The organism is Streptococcus parasanguinis, from assembly GCF_000963275.1.
Lineage (GTDB): Bacteria > Bacillota > Bacilli > Lactobacillales > Streptococcaceae > Streptococcus > Streptococcus parasanguinis_B.
In genome coordinates, this window is sequence record NZ_JYOW01000001.1 from 1702297 (window position 1) to 1724155 (window position 21859).

Sequence of the window (21859 nt, forward strand, 5' to 3'; positions counted from 1 at the left end):
CCTAATCGTCGTCCTGATCTTCCTTGGCTTTTCGAATGCGAAGCCAGACGATAATTTGCATCATCAATCCGAAGAAGAAAGCTGCGAAAAGGATTGATATAAAATGACCTAGATTGAAAAGAGAGGTGAAAAAGTTTTTGCTATTATCCGTTAAGACATTGAGAAGTGGTATTCCAAAGAACATCAAAACTCCATAGAGCAGACCAGCTTTAATGCCAGGATAGCGTAGCTGTTTGCTTTCTTTTTGGCTCAACATATCAGGATCGATAGCAGTAATACCTGTTTTTTTAGTTTGAGTGCTGACATAGATAGCACAAACCATAGAAACCAGAAAGATGATAATTGGATATCCAAACGCGACCATTTGGGGATATTTATAAGCAAGGACAAAGGGAATGAGATTGCCAAAAATCATGAGATAAAACAGGACCATAAAGATTTTATTTCCGATGCGGTCAGCCTCGCGTTGCTTATGTTCATCAAGTGGTCCAGAAATGCCATATGTGCGTTTGATGAGTTTTTCAGTGAGAGTTTCTTTTTTCATTTTTCTTCTCCTTATTAAAATTCGTCCTCCCAAAAGAGACTGTTGAGGTCTGTTTGGAGGCTATGAGCGAGATTGAGACAGAGTTCCAGGGTAGGATTGTACTTGTCATTCTCAATCATGTTGATGGTTTGTCTAGAGACACCGATATCTTTGGCAAGTTCGAGTTGGGACATGCCCAATTCCTTGCGGAATTTTTTTACACGATTCATGCTTCCTCCTATTAAATGAATGTCGTATATATTTGACTATAGTATAGTATTATGAACATAAAATGTCAACTATTTTTGACATATTTTTAAATATTTCTTACTAGAACAAAAAAATCCCTCCAGCTACTAATAGTAACTGGAGAGATTTCCTGAAAGAACCCTGCTCGATCTACTGTTTTAGACGATAGGTCTTGCGTGGTTTTTTCTTAGGTACTCGCTTGACACCCACTTCTTCCACGAATTCTCCGAATTTTACGAGGAAGTTATTGCTAACGATGGGACGTCCAGGATTGATCAGATTGACCAACTCAGTTGCTTCATAAACGGTGAAGGGCTCCTCTAACAGATAGAGGAAGGTTGGATTCCAATCCAGACGCCCCTGAATCCGCTTGATCGATTCTTGAATAATCTGGTAGTGGTCAAAGGCAAAATCAGAAGCAGCTAAGGGTTCTCCATCGAGCAAACACTGGGATTTTTTGAAATCGACATCGAGAAAAACGACTTCCTTGGCATCGTCACCTGCATGGGCTAAGTCTACTGCTTCTGCTGGCAGATAGACCAGATGGGCGATGGTAATGACCCAGCCTCTAGGGTCCCGCCCAGGGGTGGAAACTGTCATGAGCTGCTCCACCTTATTCACTGGCAGATCGAGCCCAACTTCTTCTTTGACTTCTCGGATACAGGCATGAGTCGCATCTTCATCCTTGTTCACAAAGCCCCCCACCAAGGCGAGGCGGTGTTGATAAGGGTGGGCCTTGCGGCGAATGGCTAAGAGCTTGAGCTGTCCATCAACAAAACAGTAAGCCACCATGTCCGCTGTGACACTTGGAGTTTCATAAGTTGGCAGATCTTGCTCCTTGTACCACTTGAGAAAGTCTGCTTCACTAGCGACCGTCTCAAAATACTCTTTCTCCGTCATTCCTGCTGGAATTGAGAGACTTGCCATCTAAGCCACCTCCTTCTTGAGGGCTTTGGTCCATTGGTACCAGCCCACTAAACTATTGAGCGTGTAAACCCAGTACATCCCTTGAATGTGAAGACTCTGATCCCACCAGAGATAGATACTAAAGACGTTGGTTGCAATCCAGAAGATCCATTGCTCCCGGTATAGGCGGGTCATTAGGAGCTGGCCAACCCCATTGGTCGCATCGGTGATACTATCACGGAAAGGGCGAGCGCTATGGATGCTCTGATACGCAAAACCCATACCGATCCAAATCACAGCACACAAGGCCAAGTAGCGCATCCACTCAATCAAGTTCAATTTCTTGGCTTCAAAGTGAGATTCTTCGACCTTACCTTGATCATTGATCCGATTAGAGAGCCAAACATAAAGGCCGATCGGTTGCATGATGAAGAAATAAAGAGTTGTCAGAACTTCTCCGTAGAAGTTTTTATTGAGGGCTAAAACGAGGTAGATCGCGGAATTCACTGCTCCAAAGAGGTAGTTACTAGCACGCCCTTCGGCAACCAGGATAACACAGACAATGCCCGTCCAAGAGGCAAACAGTCCCAGCCAATCATGCTGACCTGTACGATTGGTCCATTCTAAGAAGAAGGGAACACTGGAAAGAAGCAGGAGATAGATCCATTGAAAGGCTGTGCGTCCTACAAAAAGGTCCTTCCATAGAAGTTTCATAATATTGACAAAGCCTTGCTTTTTCGCTTCTTGGTGAACATTTCTAAAGTCTTGGCTAAAAGTTGCGAATTTTTGAGATAGGTTTTTCATAAGCTGCTCCTTAGTCGGCTTGGTAAATGGCATCGATCACCTTCTTGGCTTCTTCGTAGTTGCCGAGGTAGTCTGATGCGAGGAAAGTGGTCGGAATGTTTCCTAGGTATTGCTGGCGCAATTGGTCCAGGTAATTTGAAAAGCTGGTGCGGATCTCTTCGTCAGCCATGGTCATGTCTCGGAAACCATCATTGACATAAGAACCGATCGGCTGTACAAAGAGGATCAAATCCCATTTTTCTTTGGACAGAATACTGACAAAGAGGTTGTCGAAGGTATCGGTCATGCTGGTATCCTGACCTTCGACCTCCATGTAGTAGTCGTAATAACCCTTGGTCACCAGGGAATTGGTATCTGCGATGACAAGGCCTCTATTGGCACTACTATCGATGAGCTTAGAGGTTTGATCATACTGTCCTAAGAGTAGATAATAGTAATCTTTTGGCGTGAGCTCATCATCTCGAACATTGTTCTTGATCTGGTATTCACGGGCATACTCAAGACTAACAGGTGCATCGTAAAAGCGGGCTAAGTCCTTTGCAAGGGTCGTTTTCCCGTTGCTGGCGCTCCCCATGATCAAGACTTTTTTCGTGAACTGGCGACGGAAGGGCTGGGCAATGTATTTCCAGTATTTGCTGGGATTTTCCCGGATCATAGTAGCAGAGATCCCGAAGCGACGCTCTTCTAAGTGAACTTCAAACCCTCTAGCTTCCAACTCTTCCTTGTAGGCTTTCTCCCCTACATAAAAGATCAACTCTTCTGTCTCTGTTTGATACTGGATGGTGTCTAGGGCTGTCTGTAACCAAGGCTCCCAGCCCAAGGGATAACGAGGAAGTTCTGTCTCATCTAACTTATAGACTTTGGTCAACTCATCATTTGAGAAAGCTTCGCGGATATAACGGAAGCGTTTTTGTAAAGGCAGTCCCACTTCTTCGCCACGATCCCCTTCGTAACCAGAAACGATGACACGAACGCGATCACACTGACGCTTGGCCCGCTGGATCAGGTCAATATGCCCTTGATGAAGAGGCGCAAAGGTTCCAAAAACCAGGGCAATTCTTTCTTTTTTCATATAAGCTCCTTTTTATAATTTTTTATAAATAGATTTTCTTTATGTTTTTATTATAAACTATATTTTCTATCTGTCAATAGTTTTTTATAAAAAAATATATTTTTATTCAAATCAACAAAAAAAGATCTGAAAAGAGATGCTTCTCCTTTCAGATCTTTCGAATTTTATTCACGAGTGAGGGAGTGACTGACACCGTCTTTAAGAACCGTCACACTAGACACAGAACCATCTTTTCCAACTACGATATCTAGAGTCGCTGCAGACCCATCGCCTGCTGAGAGATTAGCATGGTAATGACCATCATCCAAGGTATAGTTATAAGCGCTGATCCCATAGGCTACGGGTTGACCCCCAGGAAGTTGGATGGTCACTTGACCACCTTGGCCAATAGTGACTCCAGTGTCGCGTTTGTCAGACCAATTCCCAGCTGCAGCAGAGAAATCTCCTGCTGCTACAGAATAGACTCCCTTGTATTGGGCATTCTCCGTAGCAGAAGCTTGCTTCTTAGCCTGGGCATGGCCGTCTTCTAGACTTGGCAATTTTGCTTTCGCTGGTGTTGCTGGAGTGGCCACTTCTTTTGTTTCTTTTGTTACTGGTGCTGCTGGTGTCGCTTCTTTAGCTGGAGCTGGTGTTTGACTAGCTGCAGCTTGGTTATTTTTGCTACCAACGGTATGACTTTCTTCTGATTTGCTATCAGAGGATGAAGAGGCAATCGGATCTTTACTAGTGATCACTTTTTTCTTAGAAGAAGAACTTGTTTGTTTAACCTGACTGGTCTTTGAACTACTTGCTTCTGAAGTTTTTTCTTCTTTATTCCCGCCACAAGCTCCTAGGAAAAGACTAGCTGTCAAAGCTAGGGCTGCTAGGGAAATGATTTTTTTGTTTTTCATAACGGAACCTCTTTTGTAACATTTGTAATATTTTGTAACATTATTGTAACACTGTTATATGAGGCTGTCAATAGTTTCTCAAATATTTTTCTAATTTGAAAGAAGTTTTAGGTAAGTTCCTATACCATCACAAAAAGAGCCGGACACATAATCCGGCTACTCATTATTTGTACACTTCTTGATAGAATTCGATCTTGTCCCCTTTTTTGACAGTGGTTTCTGCCGCTCCTTTGGGAGCCATCTCTCCATTGATCTTGTACATCCAGTAAAGCCCTTTGGCTTCGTCTTGGCTGTGGCCATCAATCGAGGTGATCATGCCATTTTTTTCTTCAATCTTGTAGTTGGCTTTGAGCACTTTCATAAGATTGCTCTCTTCTGCTACTTTCAAGGTTTTTGATTGCGCTTCTTGACCTTCTGGCGTCACGCTAATTGTAATCGAAATTTCGTTTTTCTTGGCAACTTCTGTGCTAGAAGCTGTTGGTTGATTGTTTGTGCTATGAGACGGAGCGCAACTCACTAAAAGAAGAGCTGCAAGCAAGGTCGTCAAGCTAGAAATGATTTTTTTCAACATAAAATCTCCTAAAGATATGATAGATAATGGGATAAAAAGCGATCGTTGATAAAGCATGGGCCAGGTTAAAACTAAAACCATTGACCAAAGCATAGGTCCACCAAGGAATATGGTAAATCAAGGCATAAACACTATCGATCAAGACCCCATAAGCAAAGGACAGTAGCCCCACAAAAAGAATCTGAAGGACAAAGGGCAACCACTTGTAACTGATACACCAAAGGAGCATCAAGCAGCCGAAGGCGACAATCTGAAAGAACACAATCAGGCTCATCCCCAGGAAAAAAGCGGTGACAAACATGGTGATCATCATAACAAGAAAAGCAAAGCTATACCCTTCAAATATCACCAAGAGAAAAAAGATGGCAGAGATCGGTTGGACATTTGGAAAAGGTGCAAAAGCCTGACGTAGGGCGACACAAAGGGCCGCCAAAAGCGAAATACGGGTTAATCGCTGAAGCGTCATGACGTCCTCCTAGACAATCTCGAACTTGATCGTTCCGGCTGTTGTTTCAACCTTGATGGTTTGCCCTTCTTGGGCTTGGCCTTTCAGCAATAGCTCTGCTAGTTGATCTTCCACTTCGGTCTGCAAGACACGACGCAGTGGGCGAGCTCCCATTTCTGGATCGTAGCCTTTGGTTGCTAGCAGCTTGAGCGCTGAAGGCTGGAATTTGAGGGTCATGCCTTGTTCGGCCAAGGTCGCGATAAGCGGTTTGACCATGACTTTCACCACCTGCTGCATGTCCTCGCTTGAGAGGCTATGGAAGACCACCTTTTCATCAATCCGGTTGATAAACTCTGGACGATAGGTCTTCTTCAACTCTTCAAACATACGTTTTTCCATATTGGCCTGGTCAAAGCGGATATCTTTAGCACCAAAGCCAACTGTCTTATCATCCCGAAGGGCTGTTGCTCCCAGGTTTGAGGTCATGATGATAATGGTATTGGAGAAGTCGATCTTCCGGCCTTTGCTATCGGTTAAGACTCCGTCATCCAAGACTTGCAAAAGGACATTGAAAATATCTGGATGGGCTTTTTCCACCTCATCAAATAAGAGGACAGAATACGGTTTGTTGCGGACTTTCTCGGTCAACTCGCCCCCTTCTTCGTAGCCCACATAGCCTGGAGGGGCACCGTTGAGGCGGCTAGCGGCGAATTTTTCCATGTACTCACTCATATCAAAACGGATGAGGGCCGATTCATCATCAAATAAAACTTCCGCCAAGGCTTTGGCTAGCTCCGTTTTTCCGACACCGGTAGGTCCTAGGAACATGAAAGAACCGATCGGACGTTTATTGCTACGGATACCCGATTGATTGCGACGAATAGCCCGACTGATACTCGAAACGGCTTGATCTTGACCAATCACGCGCTTGTGCAATTCTGTTTCTAAGTTTAGGTACTTCTTGGCATCAGTTTGGGTCAGTTTTTGAGTTGGAATACCCGATAATTGGCTCAAGGTCACCAAGACATCTTGGTCAGTGACCTCTTTTTTGTAGACAATGGGAGCAACCTCTACTTGTAAGAGCTGGGCTGCTTTCTTCCACTTGCCATCCATCAAAGCCCGGTCCAAGGCGGTCAACTCTTCTTTTACGTGACCGTTGGAATCGCGGTTTTGTACGGTAGCTGCCGCTTCATCCAAGAGATCAATGGCTGAATCTGGTAATTGACGGCTGGTCAAATAGCGGTGGGAATATTTGACAGCTGTTTCGATCGCTTCATCGGTAATGGTCACATGATGGTGGTCCTGGTAGGTCTCTTTCAAGCCTTGGAGAATTTGGATGCTATCTGCAACACTCGGTTCTTCAATGGTGACTTTCGCAAAACGACGAGAGAGAGCCGCGTCTTTTTCGATATGCTTTTGGTACTCATCTTGAGTCGTAGCACCAACTGTGCGCAAGGTTCCTCGTGCCAGGGCTGGTTTTAGAATATTGGCTGCGTCTAAGGTCGAATCAATACCGGATCCTGAGCCCATAATGGTATGCAGTTCATCGATAAAGAGAATCACGTGACCGTCTTCTTCGATGTCCTGGATGATATTGTTCATCCGTTCTTCGAAGTCCCCACGGAAGCGCGTCCCTGCAACGACATTCATGAGATCCAATTCAAGAACACGCATTTGCGCGATTTCAGCTGGAACATTGCCACTAGCGACACGCTGAGCCAGACCTAATGCAAGAGCGGTTTTTCCGACCCCTGCTTCTCCCACCAATACAGGATTGTTCTTGGTCTTGCGGCTGAGGATTTGGATCATGCGTGAAATCTCTGCATCCCGGCCGATCACAGGCTCAAGCTGGCCTGCACGCGCCATTTCTGTCAAATCACGGGTATAATCTTCAAGACCTCCACTGGTGCTTGGGGGCATGCCCATCATATTTCCCATGGTTTGGCGGTTAGGGTTTTGGGCCCGGTAGAGGCTCCGGATGGCTTTGATATCATTCTTGTCCCAGCCTGCCTTGTCTTCTAAATTCTTGCGAAGGGAGGCAATAGGAACTCCCTTGTCTTGCTCTGTAAAGGCAAAGCCGGCAAACTCCATGACTTGGCTCGCCAAGGTCCCACGGTCTGCTAGAAGAGAGAGGAGCACATGCTCTGTTCCCAAGGTCTTGGCATGAAGGACCTGGGCAATCTCTCTTGCGTGCTTCATAATGGCTTCCATCCGATAAGAAAATGGGAAGATTTCATACCGATTGTCGCTTTGAAAAGCTTGGCCTGTAATATGCTCCGCCGCATCCTGAAACTCATCGATCTGCATAGGATAATCGTTAAGTACAGAACCTGCCACGCTATAGGGATTATTGGCCATAGCCGTCAGGAGATGCCAAGTATCTAAGGTATGTCCCTGATAGTGGCCTGCTAGTATTTGGGCCGCTTCTATACTTTCTAACAGTGCTGTTGAATAGTTCATCTAGTCGGTATTTCCTTTTCTATCTACTTGTTGAATGATTTTTTTCAGCATCGTTGCTCGTAGGATGAGAACATCTCGACCTAGGACCTCATCGGAGGTCGTCGCAAGCAAGAGCTGCGTTTCACGTCTTGTCAATAATTTTTCTTCATAGAGCATCTGGAGGATATCATTGAAGACCTGCTGGCTGATGGTTTCTCCAATATTGGCTGCCAAGTCTTGGAGCATCTGATGGTGATCTGAAAACTGGACCTTGCCAATGCGGATATAGCCACCCCCACCGCGTTTGCTCTCTACAATATAGCCTCGACTCTCGGTAAAACGGGTCTTAATGACATAGTTAATCTGACTGGGTACGACCTGAAAGACATCGGCTAACTCACTTCTTTTGAGCTCTGCCATGCCAGCTTGAGCCAGCAAGGCCTTAATATAAGCTTCGATGCTATCAGATGTGTTCTTATTTGCCATGATGCTCCTTTCTGGCTTGTTTTTTTCTAGATGGATGCTCTGCTCTTTGGCCCATAAAAAATGGCCTTGGAGTGTTCCTTCTCATCATTGACCTTATTTGACTATTATACAATTTTTACGGCTGTAAATAAAGCAAAGACTCTATGGAAATAGGAATCTCTTAAGAAGGCAAAAAAAAGAGGCTAGTGAGAACTAACCTCTTATGCGAAGAAGGAGCTACTCTTTGCGACGAGCGAATTTGGCGCCTCCGCCCAAGAAACCTAGACCAAGAAGGCCTAACCAAGCAAAGAAACCACCTTCTTTTGTACCGGTTTGAGGTAGTTTTCCTTCCGATTGTAGAGAAGGACTTTCAACCACTTCTTTTTCCGGATGGTCTGAAGTCAAAACAGAAACTGCTTCTGGGGTTTTCGGTTGCAAGAGAACAGGTCTTCCTTTTTCTTTTTTGTCTTCAGCTTGAGAAAGAGTCATAACTTCTGGTTGCACCTTACTTGGGGAGACAGGAGTGGTTGGAGTCGGCATATCAGCTATCAACGGACTTTTTTCCGCTTCCTTCGTTCCGACTTCTGTGATCTGGTCCTGGGCCTCCACTTCGACAAAGGCATCGACTTCTGTCCGAATTTCTTTGCCTTCTTCTTGTCGAACCTCGATCAATTTCAACCGGCGTCCGACCTTTCCTGCTTGAAGGATCCGGCTTTCGCCCTTGGCCAAGTCCTTGTTCTCACGTGTTTGACTCTCAAATGGAATCTCCTCCGCTTCGATGAGAAGTTCTGGCTTTTCAAGAATCAAATCCCGAATACCTTCTTCTGGCCGTGTCTGCGTCAGGGGTTCATAATTGTGAGCATCTTCTAAGATGGTTTCAAGGGCTTCGACTTGATTAGCTGCAGCAACCAAATCTGGCCGCTCTTGATCCAACAACTGAGTCAAGTCCGTCAATTGTCCTTGAACCGTCGGTTTGAGATCTGCTTTCAAGCGATCGAGAGAAGTAGCCTTGATCTTTTCTACTCCTTCTCTGATGATCTGTTGCAGCTCTTCTTGACTGAGCAACTGGCTATCTTTCCCTGAGAGGACAAATCGGTCCACCTGGATAGCTCGAGATGAGTGAGGGTCATTGAGGGCTGGATCCAGATGCAAGCGTAGCTGGTGGTAGCCTTTTGCTAGGCCTTGCAGATTGACCAAACTCTGGTCGAGCTTGCGTTGATCTCCGTAGCCACTGAAATAATGATCGCCGTCGATCTCATAATCATGGCCACGCCCTTCTTCGAAGGCCATTTCTTTCCCATCCAAAGTGACGCTGTAGAGACCATGACTTGGATCAACCACTCCTCGGACCTCCACGCCTGTGCCCTTAAAGGTAATGGTCACTTCAATGTGTTTCTTGCCTTCCTCATCGGTCACTTGGTTAAAGCTGGACCAAGATTCTGTGCCATTTGAGAAGTCTTTGTTGTCTGTCTCATGATGCCAGCCTTGGCTATAGTGCAGTTTTGGATCTTGGTCATCCACTTCTTTGCGATTTTCTGGCAACTGGTCTTCATTCATCACTTGGACTGTCAGTTCTGGAATAAAGCCGACCAGGCTTCCTTGATCCGGATGGAGCAATTTGACCTTAAAGTCATAGACGTCGGTCGCTTTTCCTGCAAAATCAAGGGTTGGAACTTGGACTGTTTTTTCTGTCTCGCCATCTGCGAACTCAAGGGTGATGTTGGTATCTTTGTAGACCTTGCCATGAACCCCTGTTCCTGGTTCTGTGATTAATTTAAGACTGGCACTTCCTTTAGAGCCACCTTTTCTCTTGACGAGGATTTGCGCTGGGTCGCCTTTCTTAACAGCTAGGGTTGGCTGAGCAAATTCAAAGAGACCCTTTTCTTGGTTATTGAGGGCATAAATCCCTTCCGTTGCGATCGCATCTCCCTTGCTATTGACCAAGGTCAAGGTGTGGGATCCTGCTGCCAAATCCGGTGTTTCATAGACCTTTTGGCTGCGTTTGCGGTTTGAGCTTTGGGTATTGACGGTCGCTAGCTTTTGACCATCGACATAGACATCCATTTCCCCATGACCAGGGTCGACAGTTGCGACGACATAGGCCTTGGTGCCTTCAAACTGATAGGTCACCGAAGCTCCCTTTTCTTTGGTCCACATAGAGGTGCCTCGAACGCCTTCTCCCTCTTCATTCCACTGGCCATTGGACCGCTCTGCTGTCCGGTCGGAATGATAAGTCAAACCAAGCGGATAGCCATCGGTTTCTTCAATGCTGGCTGGTGTCTTATAGACAGAGACACCGTTCAAGATTGGAGTGGCTTGGGCATCAGTGATGGACACCCGAATATAGCGACTATCAACTGGTTGCCCTTTGATTAATCGGCGGTATCCTACAGTTGAGCCAGCTCCATAAGGAACCCATTGCCCATTCACTGCCACATCAATGGTGAAACCAGAAATCCGTTGGCCTTTCTCGATGGTTTCTTTGAGCTCTACCACATCAAAGTGTTGCTCTTTTCCAAGATCAAGGACAAAAGAGCCGGTTTTGGCATCATCAGCCGGGGCCCAACTGGTCTTTTCATCGCCATCTGTCAAATGGCTGGCCTTGTAGAGAGGATTGCGCCGTGTCGAGTCAGCTTCTACCAAAGCTCCTGCCGCATAGTTCACACTGTAGAGTTGGTCCAAGGTCTGACGGAATTCTTTCAAACGGGCCACATCGGCATCCGCAAATTTTCCGTCTTGGTTGGGTGGAATATTGAGCAAGAGTGGAGTTCCACGGCCGACCGATTTGAAGTAAATGTCCATCAATTCGCGCAAGGACTTAGGCTCTTGATTGTCATGGTAGAACCAGCCGGAGCGAATAGAGACATCGGCTTCTCCCACTGAGTATTGCTTCCCTTCCGGATCCCCGTGATTGAGGTAGCTGTTGGATGGATTGTTGCGGATCTTATCTGGATTGACCTTTTGCCAAACCGGATCTCCGGCAATCCCCTTTTCATTTCCAATCCAACGAACATTGGTCGGCTCAGCTGAGAAGATAGCAATATCCCCTTGGGCCTTACGAATGGCTTCAAACCACTTGTCGAAAGTATAGGTGACCTTTTGAGCCCCATCGCCACGCGCTCCATCCATCCAGACTTCTACGAACTTGCCCTTGTTCCCATATTTTGGATCTTCAAGGATTTCCTTAAGCTGGTTGAGATAGTATTCATTATATTGGTCCTCTGTATCCACATGGTAGAGCGGACTGTGAGCATCCCAAGGTGAGAGGTAGACCCCCATGTCCATGTCATACTTGCTGGCAGAAGCAGAAACCTCGGCTAGGACATCGCCTTTCCCATCCTTCCAACCGCTTTTAGCAATGGTATGGTCGGTATATTTGGAAGGGTACAAGAGGAAGCCATCGTGGTGCTTAACGACCATGATCGTCCGTTTAAAGCCAGCATCTTTCAGGGTTTTGATCCACTGATCGGTATCCAGATGCTCTGGATAGAAATAATAAGGATCTTCTTGCCCATCTCCCCACTCACGATCATAGTAAGTATTCATCCCAAAGTGGATGAAAGCTGCTAGCTCTTCGCGGTGGTATTGCATCTGAGCCTTGCTTGGAAGTGGTCCGTAATCCGCAATCTCAGTCTCCTCGTTTAGAGAAGTGGCTGGTTGGCTTGCTTCTGTCCCTTGACTGACTGTGCGATTTTCTTTCTCACTAGTAGCTGCTGAGGGTTGTTCTGATGCTTCTTGGTGCTCGTTCACAGTTTTCTCCTCCTTTCCTTGATCTCCTGCATTGCTTGTTTCAACCCGTTCTTCACGCGGTTCATTATTCTCAGCTTGTTCCTCTGCGTAACTGGTAGTAGTTCCTAAAAAACAAGTCGCTACGACTACCGAGCAGACACCTACTGAGAGTTTACGAATGCCAAATCGATTTCTCTGATCAACTAATCTTTTTCCCATATTCTATTCCTTTATGTCACCAGGTAAAGAGGGTGGGGCTTCCCCATCCTCCTTCTTTTTACCTGTGAACTTTTCACCATTTTTTACTAGTTTCTCTAGCTGTTTTACTTGGCCTTATTGGCTCTTTTTTTCTGATCGTCCAGCACAGCACTGGCAAGGCCTGCCGCTAAGATTCCAGCAACGAGGCTTGCGACGCTTTCTTCCGTTCCTGTATTTGGTAATGTACCTTCGGAAACTGGAGCCGCTGAAACTGCTGGTGTTTGAGTGTCTTTCTCGACTTCCTTCTCTATTGCATCTGTCCCTTCCTGGCGCACCGCTTTGACCTCAAGAGATGCTTGAGGAGTTGCGGTAGCTACTGGTCCTTCTGAGACATGAGGACCTTCTGGGTTCGGAAGCGGTTGTGACTGTGGCTGAGGCTGCGGTTGCGGCTGTGGTCCTGGCTGTGGCTCTGGTTCTGGCTGTGGCTCTGGTTGTGGTTCTGGCTGCGGTTGTGGCTGTGGCTCTGGTTGTGGTTCTGGCTGCGGTTGTGGCTGTGGCTCTGGTTGTGGAGTGTCTGGAAGTACTTCTTTTGTGCCCACCTCTGTAATTTCTGCCACTGGATCTAGCTCTACAAAGGCATCTAGTTCCTTCCGGCTTTCCACACCATTTTCTTGAGAAACTTCCACCAAGCGCAATTTGCGGCCTTTTTGACCTTCTTGAATCACACGTTTCTCACCTTTTGGAAGATCCGCATTTGGACGTTCTAGGCGTTCAAAGTCCATCTCTTCTGGCTCAATCACCAACTCTGGTTTGGTATGGACCAGATTCTTAACCCCTTCTTCAGGAATGGCTGAACCTGTAGGTGCTTTTGCGGAGAGAGAAAGTTGATATACTTTTTCGAGCTTGCCATCTTCTGAGACAACCTTGACAAGAACAGGGGCATTAGCACTTTTAGCATCCACGACCGTAACGGCTGTTCCATTCTTGCCTTGTGCTGAAACGCTTGGACGTTCTCCCTCATACTCTAGATGATAATCTGTCACATCTGGTTTAAAACCTTCTAGGTCTTTGCCATTCACTTGAATGGTGACATCAGTTGTTGCCTGAGCCTCTTCTGTTGGGGCATAGGCACTCAATTCAATGATTCCGATTCCTTTAAGATTTTCATCACGAACCATTCTTAAACGGATGGCTTTGGTTCTGGTTTCATTGAAGCTGAGGTTAGAGATATAACCAGCTTCAAAGTCATAATCCAAGCTATAAGGAATTTCTTCCCAGTTAGAGGCCTGGTTAAATGGATGATCTGGAAGATTCTTCAGATTGCCATAATCATCCGGAACCTCAAAGTCTGGTCCAATATAGCGTTCAAGCACCGTCTTAGTTGGCAGGCCTGTTTCCTGATCTGCAAAGAAGTCGACCGCTACTTTATTGACCAAACGCTCTGTTACTTGACCATTTTTCTTGAAGATGAGACCAGCAAAGGCTTCGGTTTGATCCGGTTCTCTCTTCCAGTTGGTCCAGCGATAGTATTCGTTGTAGCCACCATCGTTGATGTAATCGATATAGTCGATTTGATTTGGATCGAGATCATTGGTTTCACTAGCAAATGCCCTGGTATCTTCTGCATTGTAGTCACGGTTCACAGAGAGGTTTTCTCCTGTTTTTTCGGACACCCGGACGGTCAGCTGAGCTGTCAGATCATAACCGAGGACCTTTCCTTCTAACGTGAAGCTGCCTTCATGAGAAAGTGCATCAGCTGGGATAGCCTGCCAGTCCACCGTAAGTTCCTTGCGTTCGTAACCTGTGTCCCCTTTGAAGTAGACACCTACTGTAGATGGTAGAACCAGATCTTGACCGACTTTCACAAAACGTCTGCCTGCTTCTACTGCTACTGGGGCAGCTTGTTTCAGTTTTTCTGCATCACTTGTGAGATGGAGGCGGTATTCTTGTAAGATAGTACCATCTTCTGCTTTATGGATGACACGGATTGGCTCACCTTCATGGACGCTTGGCACAACCGTTGCAAGACCGTGATGGCTGGCTGTCGCTTCCACCTGTGGATAAGCTCGATCACGCGCATCGATGTAGTAATCGGTCACACTTGGGTTGACACCTGGCAAGACATCGCCATTGACGCGAATGGTCAACTGGCTCTTTTCTTCTGCTGCCACCTTATTGGCAAATACCTGAATCTCTGAAATAGAGCTTCCACGTTTGCCTTCTGGTGTCTTCATGCGGATCCGAACGGCATAGGTGTCGACTTTATCAAAACTGAAATGATTCATCTTGCCAGCTGCTACCGGTTCTTCAACGGTTAGGTTGCTGACTTCTTTCCAGTTGGCTGGATTGTTAAATGGATGGTCTGTTTCGTCTTTGACGCGATTTGGATTGCTTGGAACAGTTGGGATTTGTTCCCCTGTATAGTACTCAATCACATATTCACTTGGAGCGCCAACGCCGTGGTCTTCGTGGAAACCAACATGGAGGTTGTCCACTGCTCGCTTGGTCAAGATACCAGAATCCCCAAACAAGATACCAACAGAATCTTCCGCATTGTTACGACCCCAGTTGGTCCAACGGTTAGCTGGAGCATCGGTAAAGGAGATGACTTTATCATTGACCTTAGCAACTGGATCTGCATCGTTAGAGTCACTTGCAAAAGCGAGTGGCAAGACTGATCCTGTCCATTGCTCTGCTACGTTGGCCCCCTTGACTGTGTTTGCGGAAACACGAATATGAAGACGTGTTGGAAGATCCGTTCCTTCTACACGACCGGCTAGGACAACTTCTCCTTCTTTGGCCAAGAGTTGCGGATCGACCGCATCCCAGGCCACCTTAGCAGTATAGGTCTTGCCATTAGAGTGATAGGTCCGCACGCTTTCTGGAAGAGCTGGTTTTTCTCCGACTGGAGTGGTAGTGCTGACTTCTTCTACAGCGATAATGCCTTCAACGGTGACTTGAGCTTGGGCTTCTTTTTCCACACCCTCTACATGACCTGTGACTGTAAAGCTATGATAATCCTTGACTTGATCTGCTGTCACGGCATCCCAGGTCACACGTTTTTCTTTCGGGAATCCCTTATCATACTCGACCAAGACGGTCTCTGGAAGAGCTGGCAAAACGTTTCGATCGGTGCTGATCCGTACAGGACGCACCTTGACAACTGTCTTTTCTTCTGGATTTGGCGTGATGGTAAAGGTTAATTCCCCTGTTTGTCCTTGGAAGTTAGCTTCTAAATGAACCAATCCTGCTTCTCGCAGTTCCAAACCTTTCTTGCTTGCGACTGCTTTTCCTTGACTACCGGCTGCTGTTGCCACATCGATTTGATCTGCTTGAAGGCTAGCTACACTACCATCTTGGTAATGAGCAATGACTTCAAGTGGTACTGTTTGGTCTTCCTTGAGTTCCTGTCCTTCTGGCAGACGCAATTCTAGGCGCTTGATCTGTGGACTTTCTTCTTGGAATTGGACCACATAGGTCTGTACAGCTCCCGTATCCTTAGCAGTCACAAAGATTTGAGTTTTCAAACCATTTTCACGGCTAGCTTGTAGGACCGTCACTTGAGCATTTTCTGCACTTGCTATGACTTGACCTGGCTCTTGACCATAAGCGAGGGAACGGAAAATGGTATGGTTGCCACTACCAAATTTTGGAAGAGCTACTCCATCTAGCTGAACCGTTGGTTTCTTAGCCTTGGCTACATCTCCTCCTGCAACCACTAGTGTCGCTTGGACCGTTTCCCCATTGCCTAGGAGACCTGTCGCCTTCAAGCGAGCACCTGGTGTGGACAACTGATCTTCTTGACCAGCTTCCAAGGTCCATTGATCAACTTCATAGCTAACTGTCCGGCCATCTGTGAAGACTAATTGCACTGTCTTATCCACTGTCGCTAGATCTGCTCCCTGTGGGATTTGTTTGATAACTGGAAGGACTTGCTCCACACCGATCACATCGACCAGAGCTTCGACCGTCCGTCCTTGAACATGACCTGTCACACGGACTTGGCCAGCACGGCTATAGTCTGCTTTGTCCCACTCAACGGCTTCTTCTTGGGCCTTGCCATCGCTATAGACCACATTGACCTTACTTGGTAAAGCTGGCTCTTCTCCCAGATAAGCGCTTTGTCGAACGGGTTCTACACCCAATACGGTGCGTTCCGCTTGGTCCTTCTTACCTGTAAAGAGGCTGACTTGGTCTGATTGCAAGCGGTCTGAGTCTGCATACAGAGTAAAGGCACCCGCCTGCTCAGTTGATTTGACAATGACCACCCCTTTGCCGTTAAAGGCTTTGCGTTGCCATGAGCCATCTTCCTGCGCTTTGTAACGTTCACGGCTAGCTTGTTCCCCATTATCGACACCGACAATTTGGCCTTGTCCATGCAAATGGAAATGCACCAAATTATTGGCAGTTGGCACCACACGACCTGCTTCATCAACGATCTCATAGGTAATATAGGTCAAATCCTTACCGTCTGCTGCAATCGCATGTTCTTCTTTCAACAAGCGAACACCTGCAGCCTTGCCGGCTGTTTCGACTTGATCTTTCGCAATCACGTCGCCTGCTTCGTTGCGGGCAATGGCTTCCACCTTACCTGGCACATAAGGAACCAACCACTCTAGATAGAGTTCATCCGGATTTGCCCCTTCTTGGTAAGTCCGGCCATCAGCTGTGGTCTTCTTGGTAAAGGTCTTCACTCCTTGTGATTCCCCATTGACAATCAATTCCACACTGTGGGCATTGGAGAAGGTCCGAACAGGAATCCGACCTTCTTCATCCATGACACGATTGGCCAATTCTGGGTTGTCCCAGTTCCAATGTGGCAAGAGATGCACCATCGGATGCTTTTCAGCCGATACCCATTGGCTTTGGTAGAGGTAAAAATCATTCTTTGGAAGACCGGCCGTATCGACAATACCGAAGTAAGAACTTTTCACAGGTGTGTCATTTTGGTTGTGCCATGGAGTTGGCTCACCGATATAGTCCGTACCAGTCCAGATAAATTGCCCTGCATAGCCGGCATGATCGCGGTCAAAGGTCCAAGAGGCTGTCGCTGTCCGACCCCAACCAACCCGATCATTGCCGTAGTCTGATTGTTCATAGTGGCGATCTTCTTGGTTGCTTCCGACCCATTCTCTTTCAGGGTGGTAGTAAGAGCCCCGTGTCCGCGTCGCAGAAGAGGTTTCAGAACCATAAATGAGCCAGTTTGGATGTTTCGCCCGTAAGCTTTCATAGTTGGCCTCTGAATAGTTGAAACCAACCGCATCGAGCTCTGCCGCTACCTTTTCATGGCCTCCTGATCCATCACCAAAGCGGAATTTATCAGCTCCCATAGTGACATAGCGGGTTGCATCCACGTCCTTGATGGTCTTGACCAAGCGACGAACAGTTGCGACAGATTTGTCTGAACCATCTGCTTCACCGACTTCGTTACCGATTGACCACATGACAATGGCTGGATTGTTCTTGCCCCGCTCTACCATGGTTCGTAGATCGTAATCGGACCAAGTATCCCCCTTACGAGCTTCTGGGTGAGTGGCATCTTTTTCAAAGAAACGACCATAATCGTATTGTTTCTTACCACCATACCAGGTATCAAAGGCTTCTTCTTGGACCATCAAGCCCAACTCAGCAGCAATTTTTAAGGTTTGTTCACTGGCTGGGTTGTGGGTCGTCCGGATGGCATTGACCCCCATGTCTTTCATCTGTTTGAGACGACGGTATTCAGCCTTGTAATTTTCCTCAGCTCCAAGAGCCCCGTGGTCATGGTGAAGGGATACTCCGTGGAATTTCGTCGCCACCCCATTGAGGAAGAAGCCACCTTCTGGCGTCCAGTTGAGATAGCGATAACCAAAGCGTTCCTTTTGCACATCGACCAACTGCGAATCCCGATAAACCCGCGTATACAAGGTATAGAGAGCTGGATGATCCGTTTTCACATCCCAGAGGGTTGGTTTTTCAACATGCAAGGTTTGAGAAAGGTTGATCGCTTGACCTGCTAGAACAGCTTGTGCTTCACTGCGCGTTTTTTCGCTCACCACTTGGCCATTTTGATCGACAATTTCATATTCCGCATAAATACTATGGGCTTGATCATCCTGGTTGACAATGCGGCTCTTCACCACCGTATCTACTGCCCCATCTTTCTGTTTTTCCAACTGAGGGGTCGTAATCGTAGTCCCATACTGCGCTAAATGAACCTTGTCCGTCACACTCAGCTTAACATCCCGGTAAATCCCGCTACCAGAATACCAACGGCTACTTGGTTGTTGATTGACCACATGAACGGCGATGGTATTCTCGCTTCCATCTGCGTTCAAATAAGGAGTAATATCATAAGAAAAGGCATTGTAGCCATTTGGATAATGACCGACGAATTGTCCGTTTACATAGACTTTGGAATCCATGTAAACCCCGCCAAATTCCAAGCGGACCTTCTTATCTAAATCTTTGTCATCCAAACGGAAGGTCTTACGATACCAAGCATCCCCACCGTTTAATTGACCCCCTTCATTTTGAGCAGGAGAGTTGTGATCAAAATCAAAGAAAATAGACCAGTCATGAGGAAGATCTAATTTTTTCCAATCCTTGACATCCACTTGACGCCCTTCTGCACCAGGAGCTGCATTTAATTTAAAATACCAATCTTTATTAAAATCACGTTCTCGATCTTGCACAATATCCTCCGCTACACGATTTTGATCTGGAACAGCTGTTTCTTCCGTTCCTGTAGCACGCTCAGATGAAGCTGAAACAGGCTGGCCTTCGCCTTGAGGCGCCGGCTTTCCCTCAGCTCTGGTAGGGGTGATGACAGCTGGAGCTTCTGAAACCATTGCACCAGCTTCAGGAACTTCCGTTTCTGAGTTTTCAGTTACAACACTTGGTGTCTCCATCGAAGTCGGTTCACTTTCGAGGGCTGGCTTTTCTTCCGCATGGACCCTTGAAAGACCCAAGGCAGAAAGCCCAATCACAACAGAACAAGCTCCAACTGAGAGCTTACGAATACTAAAAACAGGACGCTTTTCAAAAAAAGACTTTCCCATAAAAACCTCCTCTTAGGATTAACTGTTAAATTTGTAAGCGCTTTCTTATACCTGCGAACGCTTACAGAAAATCACATATTAACTATACCAAAAAAATAGGAGCGATAGGCCTCGATTTCGCTCCAACTATAGTTAGATTAAGAATTCCTTTAATTAGTGGAAATCTCCTACAAACCAAAAAAATAGAAGCCCACGGCTTCTATTTTTTTATGATCTTATAATCCTGGTTCTTGACCAAGTTCAGCAGCCACCATCCAAATGTTCTTTTCAAGTTCTGCTTTAGCCCCAACAAAGATATCGTTGGTTACATCGTCGCCTTCAGCATCGGTAACATTCAAAGCTTTTTGGTAAAGGCCATCAAGGTAATGGAAGATTTCAAGAACACGTGTCAAGCTTTCTTCTACATTTTTTGTAAATGTTCCACGGCGTTCTTCAATATTGCTGTGTTCCAAAAATTCAGTCATGCTAGAATATGGCGCACCACCAAGAGTGATCAAGCGTTCGCTCACTTCATCTAAGGTTGCATCCAAGCTGTCCATGTATTCGTCCATTTTTGGATGCCAAACCATAAAGCCACGTCCACGCATATACCAGTGTACTTGGTGAAGGGCAATGTGAGCCACGTAGAGATCTGCTACGACTTGGTTCAAGAGAGCTTTTGTTTCTGGAAGAGTTTCTTTATTTGAAGGTGCAAAAGTTGCTACATCAGTAGCTGCTTCATGTTTCATAGTTGTCATGTCATTTCTCCTTTTTATAATGATTCTAATTAACTATGTCTTTATTATATGCTTCCTCCACCAGAAAGTCAAGATAAAAGATTAAAAAAGATCATAGTTGTCAATTGAGAAAAGATACGATAGAATGAAGAGGACTAATCGAAAGGCATAACCAATGAAATATATCTTTACCTTCCTGATCTCCATGGTTCCCCTCGTTGAATTGCGCGGAGCCATCCCTTTTGCCATTGCAAATGGCATTCCTTTATGGACAGCGCTCCTCATTGGAGTGATCGGAAACCTTCTCCCAGTCCCTCTGATCTTCTTTTTCGCCCGCCATATTCTTACTTGGGGGGCAAAAAAACCAATTATCGGAGGCTTTTTTAGCTGGTGTCTCAATAAAGGCCATAGAGGCGGACAGAAATTAGAAAAAGCTGCGGGTGACAAAGGAATCTTCTGGGCCCTATTGCTCTTCGTTGGAATTCCTCTTCCGGGGACTGGGGCTTGGACTGGGGCCCTTGCAGCTTCTATCCTTGACTGGGACTTCAAACGCAGTAGCCTCGCAGTCATGCTCGGAGTGATACTAGCCGGCCTCATCATGGGAACCCTGTCCCTGCTTCTAGGAATCGATACCTTCGCACATTAACCAAAAGACTGAAGCAACGCCTTCAGTCCTTTACATACAAAAAAGAGGTTTCGAAGGAAACCTCTTATTTTTTTATTCTTAGTTGTTAAGAGCTGCTGCCATTGTAGCTGCAACTTCTGCTTCAAAGTCATTTGAAGCTTTTTCAATACCTTCACCAACTTCAAAACGAACGAATTCGATAACTGAAGCATTTACTGATTCAAGGTAAGCTTCAACTGTCTTGCTGTCATCCATGATGTAGACTTGTGCAAGAAGAGTGTAGGCTTGGTCAACTTTTGTGTTGTCCAAGAAGAAGCGATCCATTTTACCTGGGATGATTTTATCCCAGATTTTTTCTGGTTTACCTTCAGCCGCCAATTCAGCTTTGATATCTTCTTCAGCTTGAGCAACCACTTCGTCAGTCAATTGTGCTTTTGAACCGAATTTCAAGTGTGGAAGAGCTGGTTTACCAACCATTGCACGGCTTTCGTTATCTTGGTCGATGACGTGGTTCAATTGTGCCAATTCATCTTTCACGAATTGCTCATCCAATTCTTTGTATGAAAGAACAGTTGGTTTCATTGCAGCGATGTGCATTGAGATTTGTTTAGCAAGTGCTTCGTCTCCACCTTCGATCACAGAGATAACACCGATACGTCCACCGTTGTGTTGGTAAGCACCGAAGTGTTGCGCATCTGTTTTTTCAAGCAAAGCAAAACGACGGAATGAAATCTTTTCACCGATTGTAGCTGTTGCAGATACATATGCAGCTTCAAGAGTTTCACCTGAAGGCATTGTCAAAGCAAGAGCTTCTTCATTGCTAGCTGGTTTACCTTCAGCGATCACTTTCGCTGTTGCGTTTACCAATTCAACGAATTGAGCGTTTTTCGCAACGAAGTCAGTTTCAGCGTTCACTTCAACAACTGCTGCAACGTTACCATCTACATAAACACCAGTCAAACCTTCAGCGGCAACACGGTCAGCTTTCTTAGCTGCTTTAGCCATACCTTTTTCGCGAAGCAATTCGATCGCTTTTTCGATATCGCCTTCCACTTCAACCAATGCTTTTTTAGCGTCCATGACACCAGCACCAGATTTTTCACGCAATTCTTTTACAAGCTTAGCTGTAATTTCTGCCATTTTTGTTCTCCTATATTTTTTTAATAAAAGAAGAGGGTCGGGCTGAG

The 21859-nt window shown here is 46.1% G+C and carries 15 protein-coding genes; 1 reads left to right on the forward strand and 14 read right to left on the reverse strand.

Annotated elements, in window-relative coordinates:
• Nucleotide 1: 1 nt before the first annotated feature.
• The 13 genes from TZ97_RS08045 to TZ97_RS08105 all read right to left on the reverse strand — a co-directional run bounded on the left by TZ97_RS08045 (nucleotide 2) and on the right by TZ97_RS08105 (nucleotide 20068).
• Entirely contained in the window at nucleotides 2–544 is a 543-nt protein-coding gene (locus TZ97_RS08045; RefSeq protein ID WP_045759987.1) for a DUF6773 family protein, read from the reverse strand.
• Between the two features lie 14 nt (nucleotides 545–558).
• Nucleotides 559–753: a helix-turn-helix transcriptional regulator gene (locus tag TZ97_RS08050; protein ID WP_045759988.1), complete on the reverse strand. Its 195-nt coding sequence runs from the start codon at nucleotides 751–753 to the stop codon at nucleotides 559–561.
• 169 nt (nucleotides 754–922) lie between these two features.
• The gene (locus tag TZ97_RS08055) at nucleotides 923–1699 is read right to left on the reverse strand and encodes an NUDIX domain-containing protein (protein ID WP_045759989.1); all 777 of its coding nucleotides are present in this window, start codon (nucleotides 1697–1699) and stop codon (nucleotides 923–925) included.
• A complete protein-coding gene (gene pnuC, locus TZ97_RS08060) occupies nucleotides 1700–2482 on the reverse strand; it encodes a nicotinamide riboside transporter PnuC (protein WP_045759990.1) in 783 nt (260 codons plus the stop codon). It lies immediately after the preceding gene.
• A 10-nt stretch (nucleotides 2483–2492) separates the two neighbouring features.
• Entirely contained in the window at nucleotides 2493–3554 is a 1062-nt protein-coding gene (locus TZ97_RS08065) for an AAA family ATPase (RefSeq protein WP_045759991.1), read from the reverse strand.
• 164 nt (nucleotides 3555–3718) lie between these two features.
• A complete protein-coding gene (locus tag TZ97_RS08070; RefSeq protein WP_045759992.1) occupies nucleotides 3719–4444 on the reverse strand; it encodes a hypothetical protein in 726 nt (241 codons plus the stop codon).
• Between the two features lie 163 nt (nucleotides 4445–4607).
• Nucleotides 4608–5015 (reverse strand): DUF4430 domain-containing protein, encoded by a 408-nt coding sequence (locus TZ97_RS08075; protein WP_045759993.1) that lies wholly within the window; start codon nucleotides 5013–5015, stop codon nucleotides 4608–4610.
• Nucleotides 4993–5481, reverse strand: coding sequence for a hypothetical protein (locus TZ97_RS08080; protein WP_045759994.1), 489 nt, complete (start codon nucleotides 5479–5481; stop codon nucleotides 4993–4995). Before TZ97_RS08080 ends, TZ97_RS08075 begins: the two co-directional genes overlap by 23 nt.
• Nucleotides 5482–5490: 9 nt before the next feature.
• Nucleotides 5491–7920: an ATP-dependent Clp protease ATP-binding subunit gene (locus TZ97_RS08085; protein WP_045759995.1), complete on the reverse strand. Its 2430-nt coding sequence runs from the start codon at nucleotides 7918–7920 to the stop codon at nucleotides 5491–5493.
• Complete coding sequence (locus TZ97_RS08090) at nucleotides 7921–8385, reverse strand: CtsR family transcriptional regulator (protein ID WP_021154058.1); 465 nt, start codon at nucleotides 8383–8385, stop codon at nucleotides 7921–7923.
• A gap of 216 nt (nucleotides 8386–8601) precedes the next feature.
• Entirely contained in the window at nucleotides 8602–12312 is a 3711-nt protein-coding gene (locus TZ97_RS08095) for an alpha-L-fucosidase (RefSeq protein ID WP_045759996.1), read from the reverse strand.
• 104 nt (nucleotides 12313–12416) lie between these two features.
• Nucleotides 12417–19331, reverse strand: coding sequence for an Ig-like domain-containing protein (locus TZ97_RS08100; protein ID WP_045759997.1), 6915 nt, complete (start codon nucleotides 19329–19331; stop codon nucleotides 12417–12419).
• A 215-nt stretch (nucleotides 19332–19546) separates the two neighbouring features.
• Nucleotides 19547–20068 (reverse strand): Dps family protein, encoded by a 522-nt coding sequence (locus TZ97_RS08105; protein WP_003009034.1) that lies wholly within the window; start codon nucleotides 20066–20068, stop codon nucleotides 19547–19549.
• 154 nt (nucleotides 20069–20222) lie between these two features.
• Here TZ97_RS08105 and TZ97_RS08110 point away from each other — a divergent pair, with 154 nt between their 5' ends.
• Entirely contained in the window at nucleotides 20223–20693 is a 471-nt protein-coding gene (locus TZ97_RS08110) for a COG2426 family protein (protein ID WP_003002130.1), read from the forward strand.
• Between the two features lie 78 nt (nucleotides 20694–20771).
• Here the strand turns inward: TZ97_RS08110 and tsf are convergent, their stop codons facing one another.
• Entirely contained in the window at nucleotides 20772–21812 is a 1041-nt protein-coding gene (tsf, locus tag TZ97_RS08115) for a translation elongation factor Ts (RefSeq protein WP_045759998.1), read from the reverse strand.
• Nucleotides 21813–21859 lie beyond the last annotated feature (47 nt).